General features: G+C 54.4%; 16 protein-coding genes. 15 read left to right on the top strand and 1 reads right to left on the bottom strand.

Annotation, left to right across the window (positions count from 1 at the left end; translation table 11 throughout):
• Nucleotides 1-18: 18 nt before the first annotated feature.
• From FS767_RS23055 to FS767_RS11945, 4 genes are all read left to right on the top strand, one after another.
• Entirely contained in the window at nucleotides 19-2,667 is a 2,649-nt protein-coding gene (locus FS767_RS23055) for an N-acetylmuramidase family protein (protein ID WP_218571730.1), read from the top strand.
• Nucleotides 2,645-3,154 (top strand): hypothetical protein, encoded by a 510-nt coding sequence (locus FS767_RS11935; RefSeq protein ID WP_144965738.1) that lies wholly within the window; start codon nucleotides 2,645-2,647, stop codon nucleotides 3,152-3,154. The genes FS767_RS23055 and FS767_RS11935 overlap by 23 nt, the downstream gene beginning before the upstream one ends.
• 96 nt (nucleotides 3,155-3,250) lie before the next feature.
• Nucleotides 3,251-3,574, top strand: a complete 324-nt coding sequence (locus tag FS767_RS11940) for a PAAR domain-containing protein (RefSeq protein WP_144965740.1) — start codon at nucleotides 3,251-3,253, stop codon at nucleotides 3,572-3,574.
• 56 nt (nucleotides 3,575-3,630) lie between these two features.
• Entirely contained in the window at nucleotides 3,631-4,128 is a 498-nt protein-coding gene (locus FS767_RS11945) for a hypothetical protein (protein WP_144965742.1), read from the top strand.
• Nucleotides 4,129-5,156: 1,028 nt separating this feature from the next.
• On the opposite strand, the gene FS767_RS23340 is transcribed toward FS767_RS11945, so the two are convergent.
• Entirely contained in the window at nucleotides 5,157-5,372 is a 216-nt protein-coding gene (locus tag FS767_RS23340; protein ID WP_305985674.1) for a hypothetical protein, read from the bottom strand.
• On the opposite strand from FS767_RS23340, the gene FS767_RS11950 reads away from it, so the two are divergent.
• The 11 genes from FS767_RS11950 to tssJ all read left to right on the top strand — a co-directional run bounded on the left by FS767_RS11950 (nucleotide 5,365) and on the right by tssJ (nucleotide 18,056).
• Nucleotides 5,365-5,700 (top strand): DUF2345 domain-containing protein, encoded by a 336-nt coding sequence (locus FS767_RS11950; protein ID WP_305985676.1) that lies wholly within the window; start codon nucleotides 5,365-5,367, stop codon nucleotides 5,698-5,700. The genes FS767_RS23340 and FS767_RS11950 overlap by 8 nt on opposite strands.
• 434 nt (nucleotides 5,701-6,134) lie before the next feature.
• The gene (locus tag FS767_RS11955) at nucleotides 6,135-6,827 is read left to right on the top strand and encodes a hypothetical protein (protein WP_144965744.1); all 693 of its coding nucleotides are present in this window, start codon (nucleotides 6,135-6,137) and stop codon (nucleotides 6,825-6,827) included.
• Between the two features lie 191 nt (nucleotides 6,828-7,018).
• Nucleotides 7,019-7,516, top strand: coding sequence for a hypothetical protein (locus FS767_RS22840; RefSeq protein WP_178102733.1), 498 nt, complete (start codon nucleotides 7,019-7,021; stop codon nucleotides 7,514-7,516).
• Complete coding sequence (locus FS767_RS11965; RefSeq protein WP_144965746.1) at nucleotides 7,513-8,157, top strand: hypothetical protein; 645 nt, start codon at nucleotides 7,513-7,515, stop codon at nucleotides 8,155-8,157. The genes FS767_RS22840 and FS767_RS11965 overlap by 4 nt, the downstream gene beginning before the upstream one ends.
• A gap of 94 nt (nucleotides 8,158-8,251) precedes the next feature.
• Complete coding sequence (locus FS767_RS11970; RefSeq protein ID WP_144965748.1) at nucleotides 8,252-8,515, top strand: PAAR domain-containing protein; 264 nt, start codon at nucleotides 8,252-8,254, stop codon at nucleotides 8,513-8,515.
• A gap of 78 nt (nucleotides 8,516-8,593) precedes the next feature.
• On the top strand, nucleotides 8,594-9,751 hold the full coding sequence (locus tag FS767_RS11975) for a hypothetical protein (RefSeq protein WP_256674268.1): 1,158 nt from the start codon (nucleotides 8,594-8,596) through the stop codon (nucleotides 9,749-9,751).
• Between the two features lie 9 nt (nucleotides 9,752-9,760).
• Nucleotides 9,761-13,102, top strand: coding sequence for an ImcF-related family protein (locus FS767_RS11980; RefSeq protein ID WP_144965752.1), 3,342 nt, complete (start codon nucleotides 9,761-9,763; stop codon nucleotides 13,100-13,102).
• Nucleotides 13,099-14,685 (top strand): type VI secretion system protein TssA, encoded by a 1,587-nt coding sequence (gene tssA, locus FS767_RS11985; protein ID WP_144965754.1) that lies wholly within the window; start codon nucleotides 13,099-13,101, stop codon nucleotides 14,683-14,685. The genes FS767_RS11980 and tssA overlap by 4 nt, the downstream gene beginning before the upstream one ends.
• A 23-nt stretch (nucleotides 14,686-14,708) precedes the next feature.
• Nucleotides 14,709-16,478 (top strand): type VI secretion system baseplate subunit TssF, encoded by a 1,770-nt coding sequence (gene tssF, locus FS767_RS11990; RefSeq protein ID WP_144965756.1) that lies wholly within the window; start codon nucleotides 14,709-14,711, stop codon nucleotides 16,476-16,478.
• Nucleotides 16,442-17,539 (top strand): type VI secretion system baseplate subunit TssG, encoded by a 1,098-nt coding sequence (tssG, locus tag FS767_RS11995; RefSeq protein WP_144965882.1) that lies wholly within the window; start codon nucleotides 16,442-16,444, stop codon nucleotides 17,537-17,539. Before tssF ends, tssG begins: the two co-directional genes overlap by 37 nt.
• Nucleotides 17,520-18,056, top strand: a complete 537-nt coding sequence (tssJ, locus tag FS767_RS12000; RefSeq protein WP_144965758.1) for a type VI secretion system lipoprotein TssJ — start codon at nucleotides 17,520-17,522, stop codon at nucleotides 18,054-18,056. Before tssG ends, tssJ begins: the two co-directional genes overlap by 20 nt.
• Nucleotides 18,057-18,059 lie beyond the last annotated feature (3 nt).

An 18,059-nucleotide genomic window follows, 5' to 3' on the forward strand; every position in this document is an offset into this window, starting at 1 on the left:
GAAATGGAGTGGCGCATTATGTCTGGCCGTGGTTTAAAATGGTTGACTGACATTTTTGGCGGGGAAGCCGATGGCGATGAGACGGAGAGGTCATTAGATCCGATCTATCCGACACCGGATGGGAAACCAATCAAGATATCTGCGGCCGATGTCACGAAGCTCCTGCCCATAAAGAATTGGAGTCATCCCTTCAAACAAAAAAATAAAGTCAATGTTATAGAACGACTCACCCAGCTGGCCAATGCGACAGCGGGATACTACCCACTGGGAGCTGGCGGACTATGGCATGGAGGCATTCACTTTGACAGTGGCACTGCGGGTGTGCTTGATCAGTCCAGCGTTGTTTGCATAGCAGATGGTGAAGTGGTGGCTTACCGTACTGATATGAACTCCGCCGTGACCAGTTACGTTGGAAACAAAAAGCCGGCGCCTAAACCTTTTTCTCGAAATTTTGTATTGGTTCGTCATCGGCTGGAAGCGCCTAGGATCCCGGGGGGCAATGAAACTCCTCCGTCCCTGATTATCTATAGCCTTTACATGCACTTGGAGGACGGAGCGATTTATCAGGGGGCGCCTGAGTTGCCGCGCCCACATTTCTGGGATATGAAGGAGGACTACCTTGTTCCGATGACTGCGAAGGATGCAGATCGAAGCCTGCCGGGCAAGCTAGGACTTAATGTGCGCCACCAGGAGAAAAGAGGAGCCGTCATTGATTTACTACCGCAAGGAACCCTGTTAAGGATCAGCGGAGAGGGTGAGTACCGCCGGCTGATAAGTACGAAGGGGCCGGCGCGGCGACTGGTGGGTACTGACGGGGCGCTGCGCGGATACGTGCGCTTCGATCAGTTGGAGCCGATTGAGGGAGGGGAGTATCGCGCAAAGGCCGGGTTAGTCATTTATGGAGAGAAAAATGCCAAAGGTGGCGACCGTAAATATGACCTGCCCAAAGGCTCCCAAGTAAAAGTCAGTGGCGAGGGTGAGCTTCGCAAACTGGAGAGTGTTGCGCAGTTTGTCCATTTCGAGTCGTTGCAGGCTTTGCCTGTGCCTAGAGCGTACGATGAAATATGTGTGCTTGATAAGCCATTGCCCATAAGGGCAGGTGCATTGATAGGTCATATAGGCCAATACCAGGATTACGCTGCAGATCTGCCCGAGAGAAAACTCCACTTGGAAGTCTTTAGTGATGGCGACGTGGGGCGCTTTATTGCTCAGTGTCGAAACTGGGAAAAGGGGCTTCCGGTAAAAGACAAGACTTTGCTCAAGCTGGCAAAGGGCACGGCCGTGGTGGGGCACAAGGACCACTTCGGAGAGATGCGCCCGCCGACACTAAACGACGAAAGTCAATTAAGCAGCGCCGATCTATTCCTTCCCGAATCATTGCTGGATGGGTTGCCCTCAACGCATAAAATTCTAATACCAGAGGCTGGTGAGCGTGAAGCCTGCAACTGGTATCGGCTTGAAGGCTTGCTGAATGATGAGAAAAACCAGCTTCTAGACGGATGGGTGAGAGTGGAGAAGGGGGGCGATCAATGGACGAGTCCGTGGGCTTGGGAGGGCTATGACGTCATTACCGATTACACATCTCCGCCTGAATTTATGGCTGCTTCTTTACGCTCACTCAAGCGTCTGACAGACGAGCAGATAAGGCGATATGGCCCTATGGCGGATGCTGGTGATAAGGGGCCTATCAAGAAGCGGTTATTTGATCTTATAGGTAGTGGTAAGGATAAGAAGATCACAGTGGAGGAATTGCGGGCAGTAATGCGCATCCCTGCGCACGCTCAGGCGCTTTCTCGCTTGATTATCTATTGTGAAAGTGAATGGTATTACAGGCCGGAAAAGTGGGATGTTCTGGATGAAATTCTTGGGCATGCGGGGTCGACGCCGCATCTTAATTGGTTGGCAGAGAAAGACAGGATTAATCAATTAAGTTGGTGGTCGGGGGTTTTTGATGAGCTTGGGTTGCCAGCTGACGGGGCGGTCTCCCACTTTCACTTCGTCGGGTTGGTGGGGTGCTTTATGGACGTCAAGAGACACCCTGAGATTTTGATTGATAATGCAAGGGTAAGGTTGGAGTTCTTGGATCTATACGATGGCTCTGAAATCGAAGAAGAGGATTATGTTGAGGCGGCAGCCACTCTGGGGTGTGAGGTTGAGGCAATAAAGGCTGTTGCGCTTACTGAGACGGGGTCTGTCGGAAGCTATTTCGCGGGCGCGGAGGGTGATAAGGTCGCAGCCATATTATTTGAACGGCACTATTTTCATCAGTTGACAGGGGGGCAGTTTGACCAAACAGATCCGGATATATCATATTCAAAATCTGGGGGCTATGGTTTGGTGTCAGAGCAATATGGAAAACTTATCAGGGCTTATAATTTAAGTGCTAGCGAAGCTCTTAAGTCTGCGTCATGGGGGCGTTTTCAAATCATGGGTAGGTATCATATCAATGCCGGATATTCCTCTGTTGAAGCTTTTGTCAGGGATATGAATCGCTCAGAAAAAAATCACTTGAAAGCATTTGTGAGTTTTATCAAATCTAGTAACGCACTGTCGTCTGCAATTGTACAAAAGAACTGGCTAAAGTTTGCCCTTGTATACAACGGTCCTCGGCAGAAGGGCTATGATGAAAAAATGAGAAAAAATTATGATGCGCTCAAGGGTATGTGATTCGCTTATTGGTTTTTTACTCGGTTTTTTTATAGTGCCTTGGGCCGGTGCGGCACCGGCTGGGTGGGTAGATGTTTGTATGGGTGGAGGCGCATCATTTCAGTGTCAAGTTGAAGGCGGTGGTGTTGTGGCTTTATGCTCTAAATATGCCGGAGGGCAGTTGATTGGAGTGCAATATAGATTTGCTGACGGAAAGGGTAGGGGGGTGACCTATCCTGTTTCCGGCTTTGCATTGGAAGGGTTTAAGTATAATCATTTTATTAGATATAAAACGGACTATAAGCTCATTAAGTTCTCTTTTGGGGGTAGGGTATATGGTCTTTATAGTAATTATGATGAGCAGGCTGGTGAGGGGGGGGTGGTGGTCTCGGATTTGGCTGGAAAGCAGGTTTCAGAATTTCAGTGTGGCAGGGTTGATGTGGATAATCTTGAGCGCGTAACTTACGCATTGAAATGTGATACTGATGCTGCCTTGGGGTGCAAATAATTCTTTAGGCTGAAGGAAGGCGATTGTGGAGCTCATGCGGGTGTTCATTGAGTGGCACTAATTGCTTCTGCTGGTTCCATTTTTTAAGAGGTGTACATGAAGGGCTTAATTCGCGTCTGTGATGTAACAACCGGAAGAGGGGTGGTTCTCTCTGGTTCGACCAGTTTGCATTTCGGGGGGACTGGAGTCGCTTACGAAGGCGATCCCGTCAGTTGCCTTGTTCCTGGCCGCGGCCGCACTGTCATCGCAGGAGGGCATTCAGCTTTCCGAGATAACGGTGTGCCAGTTGACTTTGACGGACACCGTTGCGCGTGCTGGTGCGTTTTGATTTCGTCTATGCCTAGCAGCCAATGCCAGTCGAGCTTGATGGCATACCTGCTCAGGCTTGTTGAGAGGGTTACAGCGAGGGTAAATGGGTGAGGAGAAGGGATAGGTAGAAGAAGAATGGCATATAGAGCGGCAGAGGAGGCTCTCGAATGACTGTTTCCGGATTCAAAGGATTCCTTTTTCTGGCCCTGATTTTTTTCGATCTGAGTGCTATTGGTGCTACAGAAAGTCTGTGTAGTTTGGGGCGGGATATAATTTTCACATGTCGTTTAGATGATGGAAAGGGAGGGGTCGTGTCTCTGTGCAAGGGAAGTGTGCCGCTGACGGTGGATTATCTTCAGGGGACTGACAAGGGTATCGAGTCGAAAACTGTATTTAGGCGTGATGAGCCAATATTTCGATGGGTTGATGCTGCCACTTACACCACGTATTTTGGTTTTAAGCGGTCAGGTAGTTCTTATGTTTTTGGTGATCCGCAAGAAACATTTGGAGCAAAAGCTTTTTTGGAGTTCAGTAAAATTAGTGGTCAGGTAGAAACGGTTAGATGTCATGATAAATATTTTGGTGAAAAAGAGTTTGACAGTCCTGCGATTAGTGATGTTCCGGATGAAGTGGTGAGAGGAAGTGGTTTTGAGTTTCCACCGTAGTGCCATTAGTTGTTATTAGGGGTGGGCTGTCAGTTGATTTCTTTTGATGGCGGTACGCTGGGCGAATCCCGGGGAATGAGGGGATGCACCTAGGCAAGGCGTGAGGCGTTGATGGTTTTTCGGAAGAGTTGGGGGTGTTGGCGGCCTTTAATCTGTTGACGATGCGTTAAGTGATGTTGTGATTCAGTGCTTGCATTGGGTTGCTTGCTTTTAGTTTGCTAATAGGTCTATATAGTGGATTGGCAGAATATATGATTCTGGGGGTTATATTTTGCACCGGTGCAGTAACGCTCGTTTCGCCTGATTCGGCATGAGGTTTCATATGTTCACAATGCTTGTGTGGGCGTTTGCAATAATAATGTGCATCGCTGGGCTCACATTCTTTGTATGGATGGCGGTTTCCTGGGGCAGTCACGGGAGTATGGACTTGTCATCCGATATCGCAGGATGTGTTGAGTTGACTTGATTGCTCTGTTGGGCTGCGACTGTAGTGGTGTTGTCTGTGAGGCATAGCTTGCCGCCAGCTTGCAGTTGTGTGTGCCCAGCCGACTATATCCTTCAACCAACCATATCGATTTGCCGCCTACCTGTCATTTTTACTGCAATCTGTAAGAAGTTTCCTTATTTTTAGAGGGGGTGGCGCAGTATGCAAAAATGCGCCATGGTTAGCGAGGAAGCCGTTCCGGTTAATGCATTAATTAAGATGGCGCTCTGGGTGACGAGGCCTGAGAGGGAATATCTGCTGATGTAGATCAAGTCTAGTGCAAAAGATATCACGCATTTCGATTGGCAGGTAGTTAGCAAATATTCGAAAAGCAATATTCTGCGCAATCGCGTGACGCCGCCGCGCGCGTGGAAGGAAAGTTAGGTCCTCGCTGCAAGGACATCGGTATCAACCTGAGTTTATCAATGGGAAAGGGCCTGTCGTGATGAGACCAATAGCAAGCTCCACCCATAACCATTACCAGCTTGAAGTCGAAGGCCTTGCCGCCGAGCTCGATGTGCTGTCATTCAAAGGCGAGGAATGGCTAAGCCAGCCATTCAAGTACACCGTTGCATTCACTTCCCAGGAGCAGGATATCGAGGCGGCACAGATCCTCGGTAAGGATGCCAGCTTCCATCTGGGCAAGACTGAACTGACCACTCTGCTCAACGCCGGCGGCGAGGCCGATGTAAGTGTGGTCAAACGCTTGTTTGTTGGGATAGGACAGGGGGCTGAGTCTGTTTGTGCGCAAATTGGGCATCAAGCTCATTGCCAACCAAGGGCCAGTGAGTATTCAAGCGCAGAACGATGCATTGTCGCTAGTAGCACGGCATGGACTTGAGATTTCTAGTACTGAAGATGAGATTCGGATCACGGCGAAAAATAAGATTACGCTCAATGCCGGTGGAAGTTACATAGCTATAGATGCCTACAGCATTGAGTCTGGTGCCGAAGGCGATTGCCTGATCAAGGCTGCAAGCTTCGAGTATTTAGAACAGCCTGTAAAGCAGGTGGTAGATAGCACGTCCATGCCTCCTTTGTCTGACCACGATCCTGAAAATCTGGGCTCTACAGTTTTTTCAGGTTGAACAATCTCTAGAGCTTGGAGCGGTGTGCAATGGCTGACAGTGTATTTCAACGGGTGACTAATTTCTTTGGCGAGAAGGCGAAGGATGGAGATCAGGATGCTCGGAGTTGCACAGTACCCAGTCAATGCAGCATGTTTGTTCCTTTGTTATAAATATGGAGCGGGTTGCGGAAAAGTTGATTTATAGGTCTAGATTGGATGTTGTGTCTATTGGAAGTCGCGGTGGTGTTTTGAGGGTCGCGTCTAGTGAAGTTGATCCAACACCGTTAGGGTTGGGTTTTTGTGGTGCACATGCTGACATAGATGGGTTGGAGTTTCCATTGTCGAGTAAGGTTAAGTAGTGCGGCGCTTAATCGGTGCTCATTTGATTGCCGATAGGGAGATAGTTCGAACGGTATTGAGGGATAGGAGTAACTGGAAAAAGGATTTCCACTGATGCTAAAGAAAGCGTTTTTTTGGATCGGTATTTTTGTTTCTTCCGGCTTGCAAGCCAGCGATGTGGTAATAGAGGGGCTGGGCAGGGATTTGTATGTAAGAAATTCATCTATAGAGCATTCTGTTACAGATATTCTTGGTGACAAGGGTGGGGTTGATAGGGTGTTGGTTACTATCAATGGGCAGTCGGCTATTTTTGTGCTTGGTCGTGATAGTTACTACTATGCGCTGCGTCTTGATGGTGAGCAGGTTATGGTGGACTGCGTTTATGTCGATGGGCGGAACATATGTAATGGCGCTCGAATTTCGGTTGGGGAGTGCGGGCTAGGTACTTTGCTTGAGTCAAATTTTTATGAGATGGGGATGGAGTTACTGGCCCAGCAGATTAGGGATGTCTATTCATTCGATACCAAGGCTGGTGCTCATGGTAGTGGGCGATATTTCATAGGTAGACTTAATGGCTTAGAATTTATAGATGAGTATTTGATTAAAGAGAGTTTGATGGATTCGCGTCCTAACAAGCTAGTTCAGTGGGGAGGGCGTTGTTATAAGTTCGATACTGATTTGGTTTTTTTGACTAAGGTTGGCGGAGCGATACGGTATGTCGATGTGGTGAGGTCACTCGATCCGATGAGGCTTCAACGGTTGGATGGAGATGATGTGCGGCGTTTGGTGGTGGATGGTTGTTTGTAAGGTGCATGCGCAAGGCATGAGATACTTTCTTTAAAATTGGGGTGTTATATTTTTTGTTTTTCGAGTGTGTGCTCTGTGGTGCATGTCTCTTTTTATCCGTCATTGGGGTTCAAGTTGGTGTTATTAATTGGTTTGTTTATTTGATGAAGGGTGTAGTACGTGTTGGAGACAGAACTACAGGAGGCGGAACCGTGCTTGCTGGTTCTAGCTCAATATTACGATGTGTAACTGGTGTTGACCTGAAGAAGATTCTGCGCAAGGGCTTTGATGCGGAAGCCAAGAGGCTTGGTCGGAAGTTGCCGCCAGAGCCGTTGGCGGTGTTTTCCAATGCTATCGTAAGTGAAGAATTTATGGCAAAGCAGGTAACGGATTTTGTAGGTCGGCTGCGTTTAGCAGTAAGTCTCTATCCTTCCGGCTATCCTGAGTTTCGCATCAATCAGTATCTGAGGACGAAAGTTGGTAGATCGGCCGTTCTGGATCAATACGTCAATAGGCCTGGGTATGTTAGAACAGATTTTGGAAGTGCTTTGAAAATATTCTTCTCTCGGAACCCTCATATTCCAAAGGTTCCGGAGGAATGGGGTGATGATCATGAAGAATACGAGGGAGTTTTGTTGAATATATATGCGTCGGTTCGGAGGATGACGCACTCAGAAAAGAGATTTAATGACCTTAAGGCGAAGCTGTGAATAAGCCATTCTTTACATTGTTGCTTTTCATCAGCGTTTCAGGCGTGGCTGCTGATGAAGTTCGCAGGAAAGTAGATTTAGGAGGGGGGCGTTTATTGCTATATGAGGGCGAGCTGGACGGTCGCTATCAAAGTCTGGCCTTGGTGAATAACGGAGACGTATTGCGTAAGCTATATGGTGTTGCTGATGAAGGTGGTCTGTTTGAATACGATGAGTTTCCGACCGTTTCTTCTGATGGCAGGTATGCGGCAATAAATCAAGTGGAGTCAGGGTGCGATGAAGGAAAGGTTTTTCATGAGGTGGCATATTGTGAATTGATAGACCTTAGAAGTGGATGCATTGTCGCGAGAGATACGGGGCAGTTTTGCGGTGGAGAATTTACTGGTTCTGGCGAGTGGAGGACATCCGTTCTTGAAGATCTGAATTTGCTTGAAGCTACTCCGAATGCTGAAAAGTATGTGATAGGTCGAATGAGGTTTTCAGATTCGCCTGGTGATTCTTTGGAGAATCTCTTAGTGTGCGATCCGATTGACGATGGAAATATAAAATACTACATGAGGTTGGCTCGTGGAGAAATCAATGGTTTGAATGGTGGGATGCAAAGTAAATTGCGTGAATTGTTGGGGGTTAATGGTCATTAATTAAGTGTTTAGGGTTGGCTGGTGTGGTTTATTGTCCCTGAGTTGGAATCACGTTTAGGCCTGGCTGGTGTTCAACGCAACTTGAGGTCGTGAGATGAATGGAGTAGCGCGAGTTGGTGACAAAACTACAGGGGGCGGAACCCTGCTTTCCGGCCCCAGCTCGATGCGCTTCGGCGGTATTTGCGTGGCTTGTGAAGGGGATCCCGTCAGTTGCCCTATTACTGGCCACGGGCGCACCGTCATCGCAGAAGGGCATTCCGCTTTCCGAGATAACGATATGCCAAGTGCTTTTGACGGACACCGTTGCGCGTGCGGGTGCGTTTTGATCTCGTCAATGCCCAACGCTGGTGCGAGATAGCTCATGGCAGTGGAGCTTGATCGCATACCTGCTCAGGCTGATCGGCCGGGCAGCCCCAGGCTATGGCTTTGGCTGTGTTTGCTCCTGATCTTCCTGCTTCTCGCGTGCGCCGGTGTAGCCCTGTTTTCAGAGGTGAATCTGCGCGCGCAAACAGCAGTTGTTTGGGGGACTGCACTGGGTGGGTCATTCCTCGGATGGTGCCTGATATGTGGTATGCGGGTGCTGTACTACCTCGCACAACAGCACAGTGCTGATGGGTGGGACGCTGCTCGCGTAATTGATCTTGATTGCAAGCTCAGTCAGGGGCGGCGCCATCAGCAAGTATTAGCGGTCAGTGTGTACACGGCCCTCCGTACGGAACAGTCGGACGCACTGTTGCAAGTGAATGCCATTCTTGAAGGGACTACCGCGCTCAAGGCCCAACCATCTAGATCAGATAGGGGAACGGTGCGTCATTCCCGTTTGCCTGGTGGTGTGAACGAGAACCCGGAGCGTGCGCTTCTGAGGATCTTGAAGAATTTACTCAATGACCTCGCAGTTCAGCTCCAGGAGTTACCTGATGACGTGGAGCTTGCGTTGTCGCTGGAGATCGATAGCCCGCTGCGTGAAGGCAGAGTAGGCAAGGTCTGGCGGGCGGCGTTAGCTGAGTCGGGTGTTCGCCAAACCGTTTCTCCTATTACCTGGAGTGGGCTGGAGGCGGTGGATCAGTGGCTGGACCAACGTAGCGACGATCAGGCTCTACTCTTGCTCGTCTCAGTGGTGATAGCGCCAGACGCGCCTCAAGGCACAGCTGAAACAGCGGTGGGGCTGTTATTAGGCAACTCCGGGACTCAATTTGCCTTACTGCCAGTGGCCAACCTTTATCGGCCAGAACAGGCTCGAGACGCGTCTGCCGGGGCATTGGCCCGCGCCACGCAACAGGCACTTTCCTGGGCGTCCATGCAAGCAAATAGTGTCGAGCGTGTTTGGCGATCAGGTATTGGACAGAAGTATCACGCAGTAGTGACAAGCGTAATGAGTGACGCCGAGCTGCCGCTGCGCGCTGATCGGAACGTCCACAACTTGGACGCGCTACTTGGACAGCCGGGAGTGGCAGCCCCGTGGGTGGCCATCGCCCTGGCTGCGCAGACTGTTCAACGTGGTTGCGGACCACAACTAATTTTGAGCGGCGCGCGCTGCGCTGACGCGCCGCTGTGGGGAACGGTACTGACACCCGTTCCGCCACTTATGACGTAGGGTTTTTATATGCAATTCAAGCGGACGCGGTTGCTGATTGTGGTGCTTTCCTTTGCACTACTGATTCTTGCGCTGGTGGGCCTGGTGCTTTGGCTTTATCCCTCGGGTTTGAACTTTGCGTTCGGTAGCGTTCAAGGGTGGAACCTGTCAGCAGTGCTGCCTGGGATCGCCCTTCTGATTGTGCTGGTCGTTGAGGGCTTGGTGCTTGCCCGTCGCTTCGGTGCTGCCAGTTACCGCCATCTCACCGAGGACGGTGATCAGCCAGTAGCAGAGGTCCGATCCAAAGCCTCGCATGCATTCCACGGCGCGGCTGCAGACAGCTTTGCCTTGAGTCGAATGTATCTTCGCCAGCAGTACGGTTGTTTTTGGTCGAGAAAAATACAGGTGCTATTGGTGGTCGGCGAGCCTGCCCAAGTCAATGCCATCGTCCCTGGTCTGATTGAACGTCAGTGGCTGTCGGGACGAGCAGTTGTTCTTCTTTATGGTGGTAGTCTCCTTTCTAAACCAGACACAACGCTGCTCGACAAATGGCAACGGCAGTTTCGATGGCTCGGCATTGATGGTGTCGTTTGGGCGCTGAGCGAACGCCAGCTCGACGACGCAGCTTCAATGAGTGCGAGCATTCATCACCTGCAGGATGTAAGCCGTTACCTAGGCCGGCAATTGCCTATGTACGTATGGCAAGTCTGTGAAAGTCCATGGGACCAGTCGGGGCGGGGCATCGAAGCGGTTGGCTGCTTGCTTCCCACTCGACGAGCCGCAGTTCATTGGGAGGAGCATTTGGGCGCCCTCCAGCAATCACTGCGCGAACAAGGTTTGGCGCAGATGCAGAGCCATGCAACCCAAGATTTTCTACTGCGGCTTGCTCGCGACCTGCAAATTGACGGCGCTGCACGATGGTATCGGCTGATTGAGTCCCTCTCAGGCAGAACCACACGTGGCATCCAGGTCCGTGGCGTTTGGTTCAGCTTGCCAGTTCAGAGGCCAGAACCGGCGACGACAATCGAACACCACTGGCCCGAAGACCCAGCATGGTCCGGGATCCTCAAAGATCGCTCCGCCCGAGCCCGCCGACTGGGCTGGCACCCAGCCAGAGTCGGCTACGTTTCCGCGCTGGGCCTCGCTTGCATCTGGGGTATCGGCTTGTTGTTGTCCTTTGCCAGCAACCGGGCCGAAGTCGGTCAGATCGCGGCGGCGTACAGCGCTTTGCAGCAGCCTGTAGCAGGCGTCGATACTAAACAGGCACTGGACGAGCTGGTACGCGAACTCTCCCGCCTGGACTACCGATCAGAGCACGGGGCACCGTGGTACCAGCGCTTTGGCCTGAACCGGTCCGATGACCTGCGCGAAGCGGTGTGGCCGCTTTATACGCAAGCCAATAGCCAACTGCTCCGTGACCCAGCCGCCACGGAACTGGAAAAACGTCTCAAAGCGTTGGTCAGCTTGCCTCCGGCGACCCCTCAGCGCGGCAAGCAGGCACAGCAGACGTACAACTATCTCAAAGCCTATCTGATGCTGGCGCGGCCCGAAAAAGCCGATGCCGCGTTCTTGGCCCAGACTTTGGGCGCTACCGAACCGGAGCTGTGGACATTCTACGGCCAGCATCTGCCTGAGCACCCTGACTGGGCGATCAAGGCCGACCTCAGGTTGATCGCCCAAACGCGTCAGGTGCTGCTGCGCGAACTGGGGCAGCGAAACGCTGAAAGCAGCCTGTACCAACAAGTGCTCGACACTGCGGCGAATCACTACCCAGCGTTGGGTTTGCAACAGATGGTCGACGACACCGATGCAAGCGCCCTGTTCACCAGTGCAGAACAGGTCCCCGGTGTATTCACCCGCCAAGCCTGGGAAGGGCAGGTTCGTGCCGCCATTGAAGACGCAGCGCAGACTCGGCGCGAAGAGATCGACTGGGTACTCAGCGACAACCCCAACGACATCAACAGTGAACTGAGCCCCGACCAACTCAGGGAGCGGTTGACCGCACGCTATTTCCAGGATTACAGCAGTGCATGGCTGGGCTTTCTCAATAGCCTGCGCTGGCGACAGGGCCACGGCCTGAGCGATGTGATTGCTCAGTTGACGCTGATGAGTGATGTACGTCAGTCACCACTGATTGCCTTGATGAACACATTGAGCTACGAGGGCCAGGCCGGCGTCCGTGGCCAGGCCCTGGCCGATTCCCTGATTGAATCCGCACAGAAGTTGGTGGGGCAAAAAGCAGCGCCGATCATCGATCAACTTCCCCAAACACCCAGCGGCCCGCTCGACAGTACCTTTGGCCCTTTGATGGCGTTGCTGGGCAAGGAGTCTGAAGGCCGATCAGTCGATGGCCGCCTGAGCCTGCAAGCCTTCCTCACCCGGGTCACCGCCGTGCGCTTGAAGCTGCAGCAGGTCGTCAATGCACCCGATCCCGAGGCGATGATTCAGACCTTGGCGCAGACGGTATTCCAAGGCAAAGGCGCGGACCTGACCGATACCCAGGCCTACGGCAACCTGATCGCCGCCAGCCTCGGCGCCGATTGGGGGCCAGCGGCCAATACGCTGTTCGTGCAGCCGCTGGATCAGGCCTGGCAACAGATTCTGCAGCCGTCCTCGGTCGGCCTCAACCGGGCCTGGCAGCGCGCAATCGTCGATGAGTGGCAAGGTGCTTTCAGCGGCCGTTATCCCTTCGCCGCCACCAGCAGTGACGCTTCATTGCCCATGCTGGGGCAGATGATCCGCGCCGACTCCGGGCGGATTGAGCAGTTTCTGGCACAACAGCTCACGGGGCTTCTGCGCAAGGAAGGCAGCCGCTGGGTGGCCGACGCGCGGCAGAGCCAGGGCCTGCGTTTCAACCCGGACTTTCTCACCGCGATCAATCAGCTCAGTCAGCTAGCCGATGTGCTGTACACCGATGGCGGTATGGGTTTGAGCTTCGAGCTGCGAGCCAAGCCTGTGCGTGATGTGGTGCAGACCACCTTCGTACTCAATGGTGAAAAGCATCACTACTTCAACCAGCGAGAAAGCTGGCAACGCTTTCGCTGGCCCGGGCAGGGCGACCATCCCGGCATCAGCCTGACGTGGAGCAGCGTCCACACCGGCGAACGCCTGTTTGCGGACTACCAGGGCACCTGGGGGCTGATTCGTTTACTGGAGCAGGCCAATGTCACGGCGCTAGATGACGGCGACAGTCGTTTTCGGGTCGTGCTGGATGCGCCGGATGGCCTGGGCCTCACTTGGCACTTGCGCACGGAGTTGAGCGAAGGCCCGTTGGCACTGCTCAAGTTGCGCGGGTTCAGCTTGCCGCGAGAGATCTTTCTGGCAGATGGCCGTGATACCCCGCAGTACACGCAGAACGGGGGCTTCGAATGAGCCTGAAAAGCCTTGTCGAAAGCTGTTTGCCCGCCAGCGAGCCGCTGGTCCTTGCCCGCAAACACGGCGAATCCTGGGAGCCTTGGCTAATGCCCATCAGCGGTGATGTAGCTGTGGGAAAGGATCCGGGCTACGACGATGATTTCCAGCGCATGCGCGAAGAGGTCAACAAACTCTCCGGGGCGAATGTGGACCTTGTGGCGCAACTGGCGCAGAAGCTGCTCCAGCAGTCCTGCAAGGACCTTCGCGTGGCCACCTACTACATCTGGGCACGCTTGCACCGGGACGGTGAAGCCGGTTTGGCTGATGGCCTGAGTTTGCTGGCGGCGCTATTGGAACGCTATGCCTGCGACATCCTGCCAGTGCGTCCCAATAGCCGCAAGATGGCCTTGGAGTGGCTTGCCGGCAGCAGGGTCCTGGCAAGCCTGTCGCTGTACCCTCAGGTCGTCAAGGCTGAAAGCGAGCGAACGGTGGCTGCATTGGTGTGGCTGGAGCACGGCTTCAGCCATTGGCCCGAAGACCAGCGGCCACAACTGGACGCCTTGTACGGCGCTCTCAACACCCGACTCGCCGTGTCGGGAGGTGTGGAAGCAATCGTCCCGCAGACCAGCAGTGATTCACCGCTGAGAAGTAGCGCCCCTGGCCCGAGCGTCTCACCCATCAAGTCCGGTCGCGATTTGCTGGACAGTGGCCGGGGCCTGGCCAGCTACCTGCGTGAACAACCCGAAGGGTGGTTGGCAGCGCATAGGCTGATGAAGAGCTTGCGCTGGGACACCGTGCATCAGGTACCGCCGCAAAATGCCCAGGGGACTACCCGCCTGGCACCGCCTCGCGGCGAGTATCGCGCGCAGCTCAAGCGCTTGCACCTGCAGCAAAGCTGGAGCGAGTTGATTGATCAGGTGGAGCAAATGTATGCCGAAGGCGTCAATCACTTCTGGCTGGATCTGCAATGGTACCTCCATCAGGCCTTGAGCAAATCGGCTGAGCCCTACAAAAGCTGGGCGGATATGGTCAAACACGATCTGGCCATGCTGCTGCACCGGCTGCCGGGCGTGGAGTTGCTGTGTTGGAGCGATGGCTCGCCATTCGCTGATGAAGCCACGCGTGAGTGGATCAACCAGCAGGTCAGCGCAAACCGCCCAGATCAATGGCTGCCCGCAGCGGCCCCCGCAGTGTCGGCGGCTGCCTGCGAAATACTCGCCTTGGAACCCGAGGCACTGGCGCAAGCGGATGCTGACGGTATCGAGCAGGCGCTGGCCTGGCTGGCGAGCCGGCCCGATGTGCAGACCGGGCGTCAGCGTTGGTTGCTGCGCTTGTTGATGGCGCGCGTGGCCGAGCAGTGCGGCAAGGCCGAGCTGGCCATTCATTTGTTCACTGAGCTGGACGCTGCCGCGCAACGCCACACCTTTGCCGACTGGGAGCCTGACCTGCTCTTCGAGGTCAAGGCGCGTTTACTCAAGCTGCTGCGTTTGAAGGCCCAGCGCAACGACGCTGACCGGCCTGCGTTGGCGCGGCAAATGGAACATCAGTTGGCAGCCCTCGTATCCCTTGACCCGGTACGTGCTGCAGTGCTGTGCAGCTAATTCAATTTGATCAGGAATCTGTTTTGACTGAGGACAACCCAACCCTGCGTTACTTCGACGCTGAAATGCGCTACCTGCGCGAAGCGGGCAAGGAGTTTGCCCAGGCTTTTCCGGACCGTGCGGCGCAGCTCAACCTGGACAAAGCCGGCGCTGAAGACCCCTTCGTGGAGCGCTTGTTCGAAGGCTTTGCGTTCCTGATGGGGCGCCTGCGCGAGAAACTGGACGATGACCTGCCCGAGCTGACGGAGGGGCTGGTAAGCCTGCTATGGCCCCATTATTTGCGCACCATCCCATCGCTGGCCATCGTCGAACTGATGCCAGATGTCAGTCAGATGAAGGGCTGCGAGCAGGTCGCAAGAGGCTTTCAGGTGCTGTCACAGCCGGTGGGGCAGCACCGTACCCGTTGCCGCTACTCCACCACGCAGGATTTGACGCTACGGCCGCTCCATCTGGAAACCGTGCGACTTGACCATGAGCCAGATGGGCGTGCAGTTCTGCGCCTACGCTTCGCGCGTGGAGCACTGGCCAGCTGGGATCAACTCGACCTCGCGCATATCCCGTTGTATCTGAGTGGCGACGCGGCGCTTGCCAGTGTGCTGCATCAGGCGCTGACATTGAACGTACAGGCGTTGCATGTGCGCTTGCCAGGCGCGGCGCAGCGCAAGGCATTTGCGGGGCATTTCAAGCCTAAGGGGTTTGCGGACGATGATCGTCTTTGGCCTAAAGGCGATAGCGCCTTCAGTGGTTATCAGTTGTTGCTGGAGTACTTCACGTTCCGTGAGAAATTCATGTTCGTCACGCTCTGTGGCCTCGATTCGCTCGCGTTGCCCCCAGACGCCCCATGGTTCGAGCTTGAAGTCGTGCTCAGTGAGACCTGGTCGCATACGTTCACGCCCACACAAGAGCACATTCGTCTGCACGCGGTTCCCGTGATCAACCTGTTTGCACTGGAGGCGGACCCGCTCACCCTGGACCCGTTGCAGAATGAATACTTGCTTCGCCCAATGCGCTTGCAGGACGGGCATACAGAGATCTACTCGGTAGACAAGGTTTCTGGAACGAAGGACAGCGTGCGTCAGGACTACGTGCCTTTCAGCAGCTTTCGCCACAAAGGGGGCATGCTTCGCGATGAGGCCCCTGAGCGCTACTTCCATACCCGCTTGAGGCGCGGCGCCAATGGTTTGCATGACACTTGGCTGATTCTTGGCGGGGAGGGCTTTGACAAAGATGTATTGCTCAACCGCAAAAGCCTGTCATTGCGCCTGACGGGTACCAATGGCCAGCTGCCGCGCAAAGCTTTGCGCAGCACCTTGCTCGATGCTGCGGCGCAGTCCACTCAGGCAGGCTTGCGTGTACGCAACCTGACCGCGCCGACGCTGCCTTGCTACCCGCCGAACCGCGATCGTTTCCACTGGCGAGTGCTCAGTCATCTGGGATCGAATTTTCTGCCGATGCTCAACAGCGCTGAAGTACTGCGTGGCACGTTGGCTTTGTATGAGTGGACGGGCAGCGAAACGAATCGCCGCCGTCTTGAGGCCATTGTCGACGTCAAGCATCACCTGATCCAGCGCTTCGAAAAAGGCTTCTTGCTGCGAGGTGTGGATATCGAGGTGACGGTCGATAGCAACGGCTTTTCAGGGGAGGGAGACATCTGCCTGTTCGGTGAAATGCTCAGCCGGTTCTTCGCTTTGTATGCGGACGTTCATCTGTGCACTCAACTGACGATGATTCTGCAACCGACAGGGAGGTGCCTGCGATGGAACGAACATCACAGTCAGCGTATTCCAGGCTGAAGGCCGAAGGCATTCTGCACGTGCTGGCTGAACAGGTTTCAACCGCTAACGTCTACCGCTTCTGCCAGGTGCTGGAGCAGGTGTTGGCTGAACAACCACCGTTGGGCAGCACTGCACACCCCGGCGATGACCGGGTCAGGTTCCGGCCAGACCCTGGAATGGGATTTCCAGCAGGTGAGTTGAAGGCCATTGAAATCGACGAGTCTGCTCCAGACCGACCGCTGACCGTGCGAACCCGGCTGCTGGGTTTGTATGGCGTCGACTCTCCTTTGCCCACAGGCTATCTGGATGATATCGCCCAGCGGCGCGAAGGCCATGAGGCGCTGGAGCACTTCCTCGATATTTTCAACCATCGGCTATTTACCCAGTTCTACCGGATCTGGCGCAAGTACTCCTACCCGGCAACGTTCGAGCCGGGCGGGCGAGATGCCACTTCACAGTGTTTGTTGGGCTTGATCGGGCTGGGTATTCCCGGTACGGCAGCGCGCATCGCCACACCGATGTCACGTTTTCTGGCCCTTCTCAGTGTGATGCGCCTGCCCACGCGCAACGCGGAGGGGATCGGTGCCTTGGTGAAGTTGCTGGCGCCGCATACGGATACGCACGTGACCGGGCATTGGCCGCAGAGCGTTTTGCTTGAGCAGCCTGCCAGTCTTGCTTCCGAGCGTCCGGTGAGGTTGGGCCAGGGCATGCCATTGGGTGCTGTCGGGCACGACGCTAACAGCCAACTGCGCCTGTTGCTGTGTACCGAGGATGTGGATGAAGCGCGTGAGTGGCTTCCGGGTGGCCGGCTGCTAACCGATTTGCGGGTTTTGCTTGAGGTGTATCTGGGGTGGCGTTGCACAGCGCTGCTGCAACTCTCGATTCCACGCGAGATCGTGCCGGCTCCTGTACTAGGACGCACCAGGTCGATGCTGGGCATGACCGCGGTGTTGAGGCAGACAGAAGGCGTACAGGCATCGGCTCAATACAACGCGATCACAATCAACCTGGGCCGATATCAAGGTCTGCAACCGAATCCTTGCAGGAAGGAGGTACAGCATGTTGCGTACCGTTTTTAATTGCTTCACCGCATCAACGTTGCTTGCTGTTTTGAGTGGGTGTGGCCTTGCACAAACGGTGGCAGACGGCACGGCGTCCACCGCCCAGATGATCTTCTACAAGCAAGTCAAAACGCTGCACCTGGATCTCACCGGCCGGACAGCGATTAATACCGATGGCGCAGAAATGAGCGGGCTGTCGGTGCCAGTATTGGTGCGGATCTACCAGCTCAAGGGCAGCAAGGCACTGGAGAATGCCTCCTATGACGAACTGGTAAGCCAAGGTGAGCGAGTGCTTCGCGATGATCTGCTCGATGAGCGCGTCGTGGTGATAAAGCCCGGCGAGGCGGCGCAGCTGAGCACACCTCTACAAAGCGACGCTCGGTATGTTGCGGTGGTAGCGCTATTCCGAAGTCCAGACGTTATCGAAAATACGTGGCGCGTTGTCTTGCAGCGGGACGACCTCGAACCGGATCAGGCCAGGGTGCTCGAACTGGGCGATAACCGACTGACGCTCCGACAGCGCGCGGAGGGCTGACTG

The sequence above is a fragment of the Pseudomonas sp. DE0010 genome (assembly GCF_007680745.1).
GTDB classification, from domain to species: Bacteria; Pseudomonadota; Gammaproteobacteria; order Pseudomonadales; family Pseudomonadaceae; genus Aquipseudomonas; species Aquipseudomonas parafulva_B.